Source organism: Thiocapsa roseopersicina (assembly GCF_900106925.1).
GTDB lineage: Bacteria > Pseudomonadota > Gammaproteobacteria > Chromatiales > Chromatiaceae > Thiocapsa > Thiocapsa roseopersicina.
This window is the reverse complement of the sequence record NZ_FNNZ01000003.1, coordinates 231076-243382: the sequence shown is the minus strand read 5'-3', so window position 1 is coordinate 243382 and position 12307 is coordinate 231076. Positions and strand designations below refer to the sequence as shown.

15 protein-coding genes are annotated in these 12307 nt (G+C 64.6%); 12 read left to right on the top strand and 3 right to left on the bottom strand.

Going from position 1 to position 12307, the window contains the following annotated elements:
* Positions 1-9 precede the first annotated feature (9 nt).
* Both BLV04_RS05345 and BLV04_RS05340 read right to left on the bottom strand, forming a co-directional pair.
* A complete protein-coding gene (locus BLV04_RS05345; RefSeq protein ID WP_093028840.1) occupies positions 10-402 on the bottom strand; it encodes a DNA-binding transcriptional response regulator in 393 nt (130 codons plus the stop codon).
* Positions 402-1013 (bottom strand): 2OG-Fe(II) oxygenase family protein, encoded by a 612-nt coding sequence (locus BLV04_RS05340; RefSeq protein WP_093028839.1) that lies wholly within the window; start codon positions 1011-1013, stop codon positions 402-404. The genes BLV04_RS05345 and BLV04_RS05340 overlap by 1 nt, the downstream gene beginning before the upstream one ends.
* Before the next feature lie 258 nt (positions 1014-1271).
* On the opposite strand from BLV04_RS05340, the gene BLV04_RS05335 reads away from it, so the two are divergent.
* Positions 1272-2225: a DMT family transporter gene (locus BLV04_RS05335; RefSeq protein WP_093028838.1), complete on the top strand. Its 954-nt coding sequence runs from the start codon at positions 1272-1274 to the stop codon at positions 2223-2225.
* Positions 2226-2284: 59 nt separating this feature from the next.
* Here BLV04_RS05335 and BLV04_RS05330 read toward each other — a convergent pair whose 3' ends face one another.
* Positions 2285-2839, bottom strand: coding sequence for a hypothetical protein (locus BLV04_RS05330; RefSeq protein WP_093028837.1), 555 nt, complete (start codon positions 2837-2839; stop codon positions 2285-2287).
* A gap of 129 nt (positions 2840-2968) precedes the next feature.
* Here BLV04_RS05330 and BLV04_RS05325 point away from each other — a divergent pair, with 129 nt between their 5' ends.
* The 11 genes from BLV04_RS05325 (at position 2969) to ccmI (ending at position 12206) form a co-directional block, all read left to right on the top strand.
* The gene (locus BLV04_RS05325; protein WP_093028836.1) at positions 2969-4063 is read left to right on the top strand and encodes an Sfum_1244 family protein; all 1095 of its coding nucleotides are present in this window, start codon (positions 2969-2971) and stop codon (positions 4061-4063) included.
* A gap of 18 nt (positions 4064-4081) precedes the next feature.
* Entirely contained in the window at positions 4082-4909 is an 828-nt protein-coding gene (locus BLV04_RS05320; RefSeq protein WP_093028835.1) for a tyrosine-protein phosphatase, read from the top strand.
* 191 nt (positions 4910-5100) lie between these two features.
* On the top strand, positions 5101-5718 hold the full coding sequence (gene ccmA / locus BLV04_RS05315; protein ID WP_093028833.1) for a cytochrome c biogenesis heme-transporting ATPase CcmA: 618 nt from the start codon (positions 5101-5103) through the stop codon (positions 5716-5718).
* A 6-nt stretch (positions 5719-5724) separates the two neighbouring features.
* A complete protein-coding gene (gene ccmB / locus BLV04_RS05310) occupies positions 5725-6396 on the top strand; it encodes a heme exporter protein CcmB (protein ID WP_093028831.1) in 672 nt (223 codons plus the stop codon).
* Positions 6397-6419: 23 nt separating this feature from the next.
* Positions 6420-7178 carry a cytochrome c biogenesis protein CcsA gene (gene ccsA / locus BLV04_RS05305; protein WP_093028829.1) on the top strand — a complete coding sequence of 253 codons (759 nt, stop codon included), beginning with the start codon at positions 6420-6422 and terminating at the stop codon, positions 7176-7178.
* Entirely contained in the window at positions 7175-7345 is a 171-nt protein-coding gene (gene ccmD / locus BLV04_RS05300) for a heme exporter protein CcmD (protein WP_093028827.1), read from the top strand. Before ccsA ends, ccmD begins: the two co-directional genes overlap by 4 nt.
* Positions 7342-7809, top strand: coding sequence for a cytochrome c maturation protein CcmE (ccmE, locus tag BLV04_RS05295; RefSeq protein ID WP_093028825.1), 468 nt, complete (start codon positions 7342-7344; stop codon positions 7807-7809). The genes ccmD and ccmE overlap by 4 nt, the downstream gene beginning before the upstream one ends.
* Complete coding sequence (locus BLV04_RS05290) at positions 7809-9794, top strand: heme lyase CcmF/NrfE family subunit (protein ID WP_093028823.1); 1986 nt, start codon at positions 7809-7811, stop codon at positions 9792-9794. Before ccmE ends, BLV04_RS05290 begins: the two co-directional genes overlap by 1 nt.
* A complete protein-coding gene (locus tag BLV04_RS05285) occupies positions 9791-10381 on the top strand; it encodes a DsbE family thiol:disulfide interchange protein (RefSeq protein ID WP_093028821.1) in 591 nt (196 codons plus the stop codon). The genes BLV04_RS05290 and BLV04_RS05285 overlap by 4 nt, the downstream gene beginning before the upstream one ends.
* The gene (locus BLV04_RS05280; RefSeq protein WP_175534507.1) at positions 10378-10878 is read left to right on the top strand and encodes a cytochrome c-type biogenesis protein; all 501 of its coding nucleotides are present in this window, start codon (positions 10378-10380) and stop codon (positions 10876-10878) included. The genes BLV04_RS05285 and BLV04_RS05280 overlap by 4 nt, the downstream gene beginning before the upstream one ends.
* Positions 10875-12206 carry a c-type cytochrome biogenesis protein CcmI gene (gene ccmI / locus BLV04_RS05275; protein WP_093028819.1) on the top strand — a complete coding sequence of 444 codons (1332 nt, stop codon included), beginning with the start codon at positions 10875-10877 and terminating at the stop codon, positions 12204-12206. The genes BLV04_RS05280 and ccmI overlap by 4 nt, the downstream gene beginning before the upstream one ends.
* Positions 12207-12307: the final 101 nt, after the last annotated feature.

The following is a 12307-nucleotide window of genomic DNA, read 5'->3' as shown; positions in this document are numbered from 1 at the left end:
TTGCGGTTTTCAATCGCTCGGAGTAACGGCCCGACGCAAGGCCGCCTCGACCCGCGCGGGCTCGATCGGAAAGGCGATTGCCTCGAAGACCGGAAAGCGTGCGGTCATGGCGTCGAGCTTGTGTCGGTATTCGCTCTGGTAGAAGCAGATCACCTTGACCTCGGGGTGGCGCTGCAGACGCGCCATCAGGGTTTCGAGGTTACTGGTGCGATCGCGAAAGTCGGACTGGAAGTTGTATTCGGCAACGATGACGTCCGGGATCCGGCGCTTGAGCGCCGCCTGTGCCTTGCGCTGCGAGGCGACGACCTCGACCTCGAATCCCAGGCTGCGATACAGCGGGGTCAGGTTGGGGTAGCCGCCGAGCTCGACGATGGCCAGCAGGGTCGGGGCAACATCGCTCATCAGGCGAAGACCACCCAGGTCGTGGCGATGTATTTCACGCCGGTCCGGAGGACCGCCGCCCGGTGCTCGTGTGTCCAGAAGGGCGGGAAGAGGACGAGCTTGCCGCGCTCGGGGCTCACGGCGACGTCCTGATAGAGAAACTCGGTCTCTCCGCCCGGACCCGGCACGTCGTTTAAGTACCACAGCGCCACCAACTGGCGTTGACTCAGCTCATGACTGCCGCCGTCGACATGCCAATGGTAATACTCGCCGGGTCGGTAGCGCTGCACCTGGTAGCCTTCGTCCTTGAAAGGCCCTTTGAAATAGGGGTAAGTCTCGCGAAACTCCTTGATCGCGGCGGCGAGCGAGCCGAAGAACATCCGGTCGACATCCTTCCAGTCCGGCTTGTTGCTCACGACCAGATCCGTGGTGCGCTTGACACCCGGATCCTCGGTGCGAAGCTGCCCGACCCGTCCGGCATACTGGTATTCGGGCTGGGCCTCGAAGCGCTCGATCACGGCGTCGCAGAAGGCGGGCGGAAGCGCCAATGGCCGCTCGAAGATGAAGCTCCCGGCTTTCACCTCGCGGATCGTGGGCAACGGGGAAACGGTACGTTCGACGGCGAAGGTCATGGCGGCTGAGTCGACTCATGGAAGGTTCAAGCTATTGTCCGGACCCGATGCGGCTGCGGTCAAACCGGAGCGCACCCGCACGCTTGAGTCGGGAATCGGAGATGCAATCTGGAGTCAGTTCCGGCATCGGTTGGAGGATGCTCCCGTCAGTGACCCTAGACCGGGCCGGTCGATCGTGATCGAGATTATGGAGATGCTTGAGACAGACACCCGGACGCCATCCGCGCCGACCCAACGCGACCGATCGCAACCCTTCCTATGCAGCTGACCCGACGGCACCGCCTCGCAGATTGGGTCATGCTGCTGTCGCTGACCTTGATGTGGGGCACATCCTTTCTCCTGACCAAGATCGCGGTCGGCGGCCTGCCGTCCGATCTGGTGGTCGCGGGACGTTTGGTCGTGGCCGCGGTGCTGCTCGTCCCCGCAGCCTGGATGCTCGCGGCTCGGCCCGTCGCCGGGGCGCGGCTCTGGGTCTTCTATGTGCTGATCGCCGTGTTCGGCAATGTCCTGCCCTTTTCCCTGATCGCTTGGGGCCAGACCTTCATCGACAGCGGTTTGGCGGGCATCCTGATGGCCGTGATGCCGTTGGCGACCCTGGGGCTCGCCCATTTCCTGGTGCCCGGCGAGCATCTGACACGCTATCGCGTGACTGGTTTTCTGTTGGGATTTGCCGGTATCGTGGTGCTGGTCGGCCCGGACGCCTTCGCGGACCTCGCCAACGGCCAAGGGCACCTGCTGCCGATGCTGGCGGTGCTGGGCGGGGCCATCAGCTACGCCGTCTCCTCGATCCTGGCGCGGCTGCGCCCGGCGAGCGACGCGCTCTTCAGTGCAGCCTCGACCATCTCGTTGGCGTCGCTGATGATGGTGCCGATCCTTTTCATGACCGGGGATGTCGCCGTGAATGTCTCGGTACAGGCCGCCCCGGAGACACCGCACCTGATCGCGGTCGCGCTGCTCGGCGTCTTTGCGACCGCGATCGCGACCATCGTCTACTTCAAACTGGTGAAATCGGCTGGTCCGTCGTTCGTCTCTCAGCTCAATTACCTGATCCCGCTCTGGGCCGTGGGCGTCGGGATGCTCTTCCTGGGCGAGGAGCCGGAGCCGAACCACCTCTACGCACTCGGTCTGATCCTGTGCGGCATCCTGGTCACCCAATTGGAGCGCCGCGGCACCCCGTCCGATCGAACCCAGACCCCGCGTAAGTCGAGGTAGGGCGGGTCAGCGCAGCGTCACCCGACAGTCAGCCTCGCGCCGAACCACCGGCGTCGACCTCACTCGAACAGATCGCGGAATGCCTTGGAGAAGCGCTTGTAGGCATCCCATCCGTCCTTGTCCATGACCTGATCGATGACCCAGCGGTTCTCCTCGCTCGGGCCCATCAGGGATTGGATCTCGAAGCCGAGGTGGCGCAGGAAGGCGTAGCTCGGACCCTCGTCGTCGAATTGGTAGTCGGCATACTCGCCCGAGCGGGCGTTGAGCCGGGCGATGAAGGGGCCGCCGTAGTCGCCCGGACCGAGCAGATCCTGCGTGTTGTCCTGCACATGCTCGAAGACCTTCTTCGCGAAGGCGGTGATCAGTATGCGGCGATCCTCGTCCTCCAAGGGACCGTGGGACATGCGATCCGCGATCTGGATCAGAAAGACCAGGTACTCCTCGATGACGTCCAGGCGCTGCCGATCGCTCTCGTAGACGAAGCGCTCGCAGTGCAGATTGATCGCCTTGTCCACGGCGATGCGCCATGCGATGAAGGCCAGCGCGCTCGCGATCTCCGGAAGCGAGCGCTCCTGATCGTCGTTCCACCAATGACTCTTGATACGTAATGCCACGTCCGACTCCTGTTTCGCGACTTGTTTGGACCGACGCCGCCCCGAGATTGGAAAGGCGGTGCGAAGCTGATAGCTTGATGTCCTATCATTCTACTCAGAAAAAAGACCCTTCCGGCTCGAGGTGTACAGATGCCGAATCCTGCAATCAGCGTGCTGGCCGAGGCCGTGCAGTACAACTGTCACGTCTCGGATGCGCGGCACGGCGCCGATGACTCGCTCTGCATCTACCTGATGAAGATGCGGGAATACTTTCGCTGGGAAAAGCACCTCCCTTATGGTGCGTCCTTGGAGCGCGAGCAAGTCGGCGAATGGCTCCAAGCGCGCGAGCAGCTGTGGGAGGAGCTCGAAGAGGCGGAGATGCGGCCCATCGAGATCGACGGCCAGCGCTACGACCCCTTCGACGCGGAGGCCATCAACAGCCGACTCGCCCCGCTCGGTCTGGTCTACAGCGGCGGGCTCGGCAACCGGGCCAAGCCGCACTTCGTGCTCGGCGCACTCGAACAACGCCGCTCCAGCGATGGCTATTCGGTCTTCGTGGTCGCCGACGAGTATGCCCGTGACCTGACCGCGCCGCCGGCCATGACCCTGGGACGAACCATCTTCGTGCGGCGCGAGTCCCTGCAGCGCTATCTGTGGGAGAAGCTCGAAGGCTGGCGCTGGCATCGCCCCGACAACGCCCTCGGGCGCGCCTTCGCCTGCTACGACTTCGAGGGCGCACTCGAGGCGTCACTCGACGCCATGACCGAGCGTGAGATCAAGACCCTGCTGCTGCACGAGCAGGGCGAATACGCGGCCGGACAGCGGCTCGGAGAGGATTGGAACGCCATGCTGATGACGCTCGCCAACACACCGGCCGAGCTGATGGCGCGCGCGGTGCGCGATCACCTCGCCGATTGTCTCGTCACCCTGCCGGCGCTGGCCGAGGCGGGCGAGCCGGCCTCGCTGCATTTCCACATCGGCACCTTGACCGGCATGCGTCTTCATCTCTTTCCGGCGCTGAACGATGCCTATGCGAGCTGGCTGGAGACCGACTCGACAGACGCGCTCGCGCAACTTGCGGATCAAGGTCGCGCCCATTGGGAGCAGGTCGCCGAGGAGATGCTCGTGCTCTACCGGCGACACGACGGCGAGATGCCCGATTCGAGCCCCGCCGGGAGCCGGCCCGCGAGCCCCGACAAGGTCCCGGACGCGATCAGGCAGCTGGTCGAATCCAAGCGACTCTAACACCCGCCCAAGGAATCCATGCGACAGGAACCCGCAGTGTTCGACGCCCATTGCCACATCCTCCCCGGCCTCGACGACGGTGCGCACACTTTCGAGACGGCGATCGAAATGGCCGGGGCAGCCGTCGCGGGCGGAACCCGCGGGATCGTCTGTACCCCGCATCATCTGAACGGGGTCTACAAGAACCCCGGCGACCTCGTCCGGCACGCATTGGCGGACCTGCGGCGACGCTTGTCCGATGCGGAGATCCCGCTCGACCTTTTCCCGGGCGCGGAGATCCATCTTGTCCCCGAGACGCCGAGCCGCGTGCTCGACGGCAGCGCACTGACCTACAACGACCGCGGCAAGGCCGCACTGGTCGAGCTTCCGAAGAACGCCGTTCCGCGGGGTGCCGAGGTCATCCTGGGGCAGCTCCTGCGGCACGGCATCACGCCCGTCATCGCCCACCCCGAGCGCAATCTCGTACTGGCGCGACGCCCACAGCGCTTGGCTGAATGGATCGGTTGGGGCTGCAAGGTCCAGCTCACCGCACAGAGCTGCAGCGGTGATTTCGGCGAGCGCCTGCAAGGGCTCAGCCGGCGCTGGCTGGAGTCGGGGTGGGTGCACCTGATCGCTTCGGATGCCCATCGCCCGACGGGGCGCAGTCCGGAAACACTGTCCGCGGCCCGCACCCGCGTCGCCGCATGGCTGGGGGAGGATGCGGCGACCCTGCTGACGCTGGACAATCCTCGACGTCTGCTCGACGGTGAAGATCTCTTGGCGCTGGCGCCCTGCGTGACGGCCGAGACGACGCCGACCCGCAACGACTGGCTGCGCTTTCTGCCGTGGCAGCGCCGAGCCGGGTGATCGCCCGGCCGCGGGGAGCTCTCCTTCCCCGCGTCGGCGCGCCGGGCGGTTCACCGGGCGGTTGTGGAATCCGGATCCAGCGTATAAGGTTGCTCGCCGGCCTCGGACGGTAGACCAAAAAGCGGTTTAGATCCGCGTTGCCATCGAGCGCCCGACGCGTTCGAATTCATCCAGGGAACCCCTTCGTTTCTATGCTAGAGGTGACACAGCTCGAATGCCGGCGGGGCGACCGCATGCTGTTCTCCGGTCTGGACTTCGCCGTTGCCGGGGGCACGCTCCTGCACGTGCGGGGCGCGAACGGCAGCGGCAAGACGACGCTCCTGCGCTCCTTGTGCGGGCTGTTCACGCCGGACTCGGGCGAGATCCGCTGGAACGGCGAGTCGACACGTCGTCTCGGCGAGGACTATCGGCGAGATCTGCTCTACTTCGGCCATCTGAACGGCATCAAGGCCGACCTGACCGGCATCGAGAATCTCCGTGTCGCCGCGACCTTGGACGGCGATCGCGTCGACGACTCGCGGATCTGGGCCGCGCTCGCGCGGATCGGCCTGGTGGGTTTCGAGGATCTGCCCACACGGATGCTCTCGCAGGGTCAGAAGAAGCGCGTGGCCTTGGCGCGCCTGATCCTGAGCACCGCGCCGCTCTGGGTCCTCGACGAGCCCTTCACCGCATTGGACGTCGGCGCCGTGGATCTGCTGGAGACCCTCATCGCCGAGCATGTGGCGCACGGGGGCATCGTCGTCCTGACGACTCACCAGGAGGTCGGTTTGACCTCCGGTCAGGTCGAACGCCTTCACCTCGGGAGCTGACCGGCCGTGCTGCGTGTCTTCTGGTGCGTTCTGCTGCGTGATCTGACGCTGGCCCTGCGGCGACGCACGGACGTCTTGACCACACTCTTCTTCTTCATCATCGTGGTCAGTCTGTTTCCGTTGGGCGTGGGCACCGAACGACAGATCCTGCAGATCCTCGGTCCTGGCGTGGTCTGGGTGGCGGCCTTGCTGGCCTCGATGTTGGCGCTCGAACGCCTGTTCGCTGCGGACTACGAGGACGGCACCCTCGAGCAGATGGTCTTGACCGCACAACCCTTGTCGCTCCTGGTGTTGGCAAAGATCACGGCTCACTGGTTGCTGACCGGGTTGCCGCTGGTGCTCATCGCCCCGCTGGTCGGCATGCAGTACCATCTATCCGACGACGCGATCCTGATCATGATGGTTGCCCTCTTGCTCGGCACACCGGTGCTGAGTCTGATCGGGGCGATCGGCGCGGCTCTGACCCTTGGCCTGCGCGGCGGCGGTATTCTCTTATCCTTGCTGATCCTGCCGCTCTATATCCCGGTGCTGGTCTACGGGGCCGGGGCGGTGACGGCAAGCGGCATCGATATGGCGGACACGCGCCCCTATCTTGCCCTGCTCGGGGCGTTTCTGGTCGCTGCACTGACGTTCGCGCCGCTGGCATCGTCGGCTGCGCTTAAGATTTCAATCGAATAATCCGAGGGATGACCCCTTCACCCATGGCTTCGAACTGGTTTAGATTTGCCGCTCCCGCATCCTTCTACCCGACCGCAGGACGACTGATCCCGGTGTTTTGGATCCTGACCGGGGTGTGTCTCTTGGCCGGCCTCTACTGGGGGTTTTTCCAGACGCCCGACCAGCTCGGCGGGAGTAACGCGCAGAAGGAATACTACCGCATCATCTTCATCCATGTACCCGCCGCCTGGATGTCGATGTGGCTGTACGTGGTCATGGTGGGCTGGGCGGCGATCGGACTGGTGTTCAATACCCGGCTCTCCTTCATGATGGCCAACGCGATCGCACCGACCGGGGCCATCTTCACCTTCCTGGCTCTCTGGACCGGGTCCTTTTGGGGACGTCCCAGCTGGGGTACCTACTGGGACTGGGATCCCCGCCTCACGACGGAGCTGATTCTCTTCTTCATGTATATCGGCTACATCGCGCTGCACTCGGCGATCGACGACACGCGCCGTGCCGACCGGGCTGCCGCCCTGCTGGCGATCGTCGGACTGGTGATGGTCCCGCTCATCTTCTGGTCCGTGAACTGTCCGGATCCGAACCAATGTGCCGCGCTCCATCAGAGGTCCAACCTGACGCAGATCGAGGGCAACATCCTCTTTTCCATGCTGGCGGTGACCTTCGGGTTCTGGATGTACTCCTTCGCGACCACCCTGATGCGGCTGCGCAGCATCATCCTGACTCGCGAGGCCGACAATACCTGGGTTCAGGAGCTTCTCGTCAAGGGCGATCGAGCATGAGCGAGTTCTTCTCTCAAGGCGGTTACGCCTTCTTCGTGTGGGGGGCCTACGGCATGGTGCTGGTGCTGCTCGTGGCGGAAATTCTGCAATTGCGCGCTCAACGGCGAACCATTTTGGCCCGTCTTGGTCGATTGATCCGGATGCGCGACTCTGGAGTGAATCAATGAAAGCAAGACAGAAACGTTTGGTGTTCGTCGGCCTCGCCATCGCCGGTGTCGGCGCGGCCTCGGCCTTGGCCTTGAGTGCACTCAACAGCAATATCTCGTATTTTTTCAGCCCGTCTCAGGTCATGGCCAGCGAGGCCCCGGCCGAGCACGTCTTCCGTCTGGGGGGCTTGGTGACACCGGGAACGGTGGCGCGCCAAGAGGACGGCTTGACGGTCAAGTTCGACGTGACCGACAACGCCGAGACGGTGACGGTCGCCTACACCGGGATCCTCCCCGACCTCTTCAGCGAGGGCCAGGGGGTCGTGACCAAGGGACGACTTGGCGACGACGGCGTCTTTTATGCCGAAGAGGTCCTCGCCAAGCATGACGAGGAATACATGCCGCCCGAGGTCGCCGATACCCTCAAAACCGCCCATGCCGAGGGCGTCGTCGAGTCGATGGGCACCCGCGGAGCCTCCAACTGATGGTCCCCGAGCTCGGTCATTTCGCGCTGATTCTCGCCCTCGCCATCACGGCGGCACAGGCGTCCGTTCCGCTGATCGGCAGCTTCGTCGGCAACCGCCGCTGGATGGAGATGGCTCGACCGCTCGCCCGCGGCCAGCTCACCTTCATCGCGATCGCCTTCGTGGCGCTCCTGCATGCCTTTTTGACCGACGACTTCTCGGTCGAATATGTCGCAGGTCACTCCAACACCCTGATGCCGATCCTCTACAAGGTCTCGGCGATTTGGGGCGGTCATGAGGGGTCCTTGCTGCTGTGGGTCCTGATGTTGGCCGGATGGGGCGCGGCGGTCGCGGCCTTCAGCAAGAATCTCCCGTTGCCGATGGTGGCTCGCGTCGTCTCGGTCCTCGGCATGGTGGCGATCGGCTTCCTGCTGTTCATGCTGCTGACCTCCAATCCCTTCGACCGGCTCTTCCCGGCACCGCTCGAGGGCCGTGACCTGAACCCGCTGCTGCAGGACTTCGGTTTGGCGATCCACCCGCCGATGCTCTACATGGGCTATGTCGGCTTCTCGGTCGCCTTCGCCTTCGCGATCGCCGCACTCATCGGCGGCAAGCTGGACTCGGCCTGGGCGCGCTGGTCGCGACCCTGGACGACCGCGGCTTGGGTCTTCCTCACCATCGGTATCGCCTTGGGCTCCTGGTGGGCCTACTACGAGCTGGGTTGGGGCGGCTGGTGGTTCTGGGATCCGGTCGAGAATGCCTCCTTTATGCCTTGGCTGGTGGGTACGGCGCTGATCCATTCCCTCGCCGTGACCGAGAAGCGTGCAGCCTTCAAGAGCTGGACCGTGCTGCTGGCCATCTCGGCCTTCTCCCTATCGCTGCTCGGGACCTTCCTGGTGCGCTCGGGTGTATTGACATCGGTGCATGCCTTTGCGACCGATCCGGCCCGCGGCACCTTCATCCTCGTCTTCCTGTGCGTCGTGATCGGCGGCTCCCTGGCGCTTTATGCCTGGCGTGCACCGACCATCGCCGGCGGCGGTCGGTTCGACATCCTCTCGCGCGAGAGCTTCCTGCTGGTGAACAACCTGCTCTTCGCGACGCTGACGGTCCTGGTCCTGTTCGGCACCCTCGCCCCGCTGATCTACGAGGCCGCCGGGTGGGGCAAGATCTCGGTCGGCTTCCCCTGGTTCAACAAGATGTTCGTGTCGCTCTCGCCCTTCCTCATTGTGGCGATGGGGATCGGACCCTTGACGCGCTGGAAGCACGACGAGCCGATGCGCCTGGTGCGCTCGCTGTGGATCGCGCTCGCGCTCGGCATCGCCGTCTTCATCGTGGCCCTGCAGCCGATCTTCGAGGACGGCGGTTTCGGGATGGCCTTCGGCCTGAGCATGAGTGCCTGGCTGGTCGGCACCCATCTGATCGCCCTCGCCGAGCGCCTGAAGAACAAAGGCGGTTTCCGGGGGCTGGCGGCCGACTTCAACGCTCGCAATCTCAGCTACTACGGCATGTGGACCGCGCATGTCGGGATCGCGATGTTCATCGTCGGCGTGACCATGGTGTCAATCCACGGCTCGGAGACCGACGTGCGGATGTCGCCGGGCGACGTGCACGAGGACTCGGGCTACCGCTTCCAGTTCAACGGCGTACAGGCGGTCACCGGGCCTAACTACCTGGCGCAGCAGGGCGAGTTCATCGTCACCAAAGACGAACGACAGATCGCCGTGCTCTACCCGGAGAAACGCGCCTATTTCTCGGGCGGCATGCCCATGACCGAGGCAGCTATCAACGCCGGCTTCCTGCGCGACCTCTATGTCTCGCTCGGCGAGCCGGTGGGAACGGACGGAGATTGGGCGCTGCGGGTCTACTATAAGCCCTTCGTGCGCTGGATCTGGCTCGGGGCGATCCTGATGGCGCTCGGCGGCCTCTTGGCGATGGCCGATCGGCGTTATCGCACGGTGCGGCGGACAGCGGATGTCCCGGCCGGAGCGCTGGGAGCACGCTCATGACGACGATCACCCCCCCATCGGCAACGGCGGCGACAAAGGCAGCAACAAAGGCGAAGAGGCGCGCGCTCATCCCGCTCGCCATCTTCATGGCGCTGGCCGCCCTGCTGTTCTACGGGCTGCAACTGGATCCGCGCAAGGTCCCCTCGCCGCTCGTGAACAAGCCCGCACCCGTGTTCGAGCTCGAGTCCCTGGACGACCCGAACCGAAAGGTCACCAACGAGATCCTCATGGGGAAGGTCTCGTTGGTGAATGTCTGGGCCTCTTGGTGCCCGTCATGCCGTCAGGAGCATGGAGAGCTGATGCAGATCGCACGCGAGAACGATGTCCAGGTCGTCGGCTTCAACTGGAAGGACACGCGACCCGAGGCGCTCGAGATGCTCAGGCGTTACGGCAATCCCTACGTGGTCAGTGCCTACGATCCGGACAACCGCTACGGTCTGCACTGGGGCGTCTACGGCGCCCCCGAGACCTTCGTGGTCGACGGCGAAGGCATCATCCGTTACAAGCACATCGGGCCGGTCGACCGCAACGTGTGGGAGACCACGATCCGCCCGATCGTCGAGCAGTACAGACCTCAGTCATCATGATTCACCGCGTCCGCAAGCTGTCTCTAAGCCTCGCGCTGATCGCCGGCACACTGGCGTTCGGCAATCCATCCGCCTACACGCTCGAAGAGTTCAAGTTCGAGCAACCCGGCCAGCACGAGGCGTTTCGCGACCTGATCGCCAAGCTACGCTGCCTGGTCTGCCAAAACGAGTCGCTCGCCGGCTCGCAGGCCGGGGTGGCGCAGGACCTGCGCGAAGAGGTCTATCGCATGATGCTCGAGGGTCAAAGCGACGAGGAGATCGTGACCTTCCTGGTGGATCGCTACGGCGACTTCGTGCTCTACGAGCCTCCGATCAAGCCATCGACCTACATCCTCTGGTTCGGCCCCTTCATCTTCCTCGGCGTGGGCGGCTACCTGCTGTTCCGCACGCTCGGGCGCAAGAAGGACGAGCCCGAGGAGGATCTCACCGAGGCCGAACGCGCCCGTCTTCAACGACTGCTCGCCGCCGGCGGCGACAAACAAGAAACCATCAAATGATCATCTTCTGGATTTTGACCGCCGGGCTCATGGGCTTGGCCTTGTTCTTTGTCGCCCTGCCGCTGCTGCAGCCCGAGAAGGCGACCGAGGCTCCCGAGCAGGACGAGCTGAATCTCACGGTCTTCAAGCAGCGGCTCCAAGAGCTGGATGCCGACCTTGCCGGTGGCTTTCTGGAACAAGACCAGTACGCCGCGGCAAGACGCGATCTGGAACGCGATCTGCTGCGCGACATCCCGGGCGAGCTCGCGGCATCAGAGCGTCGCGGCGCTTCCGGCGGGCGCTGGATGGCGATCGTGCTGGCGGTGGCGGTGCCGACAGCGGCGGTGCTGGTCTATAACGAGGTCGGCCACCGCGAGATCATCAAGCGGATCGAAGGCGTCGCGCTGAGCGGCGAGACACAACAGCCTTTGGTCGGACCCGACGGCGAGGAGCTCCCGCCGCTCGAGGTCTTGGTCGAGCGTCTCGCCGAGCGGCTGGCCGAGGATCCGAACAACGTCGACGGCTGGTTGATGATCGGTCGGACCTATTTCACCATGCGCCGTCCCGAGCAGGCACTCGAAGCCGTGTCGAGGGCCTATGCCTTGGCACCGGAGCGCCCGGATGTGATGCTCGCCTATGCGGAGGCCCTGGCCGCGAACAGCAACAACAGCCTGGAAGGCGAGCCGGCCGCACTGATCGAGCAGGTCCTGAAGGCCGACCCGGACAACGTGAGCGCCCGGTGGCTTTCGGGGATGCTCTATTACCAGCGCGGGCAATTCACCGCCGCGGCGACGGCTTGGCAGCGTATCCTCGACGAGATGGACCCCGCGTCGGAGGACGCCGCGGACATGCGCGAGATGATCACGGAGGCGCAGACGCGCGCGGGCGCACCCTCGAACGCAGCAGCCGCACCCTCCGTGCCCGCCGCCGCTGAGCCTACCGAACCGGCCGCAGCACAGCGGGCGCAGGCCGAATCGCCCGCCGCGCCGGCGCCTACCGCCGGGGCATCGGTCACCGCCGACGTGAGCCTGGATCAGGCCATCTCGGCCGGTGCCGCTCCGGACGACATCGTGTTCATCTTTGCACGCGCCGTCGCCGGCCCGCCGATGCCGCTCGCCGTTCAGCGCGTCCAGGTGAAAGACTTACCGACCCGCGTCACACTCGACGACAGTATGGCGATGATGCCCGAGATGAGCCTCTCCTCCTTCCCGCAGGTCATGATCGGTGCACGCGTGGCCAAAAGCGGCCAAGCGACACCGCAACCCGGCGACCTCGAGGGCGAAAGCGGGCCGATCGACAGCGCCGGAAAGACCCAAGTCGCCGTCGTCATCGACCGGATCAGGCCCTAAACCTACTAAACCGCGTCCGGCGCGACAAGCGCCGGTCCCGGCTGACCTCGACCTCGTATCGACCCAAAGACCTCTCAGTAGACGCGGTTTAGAAAATTAAA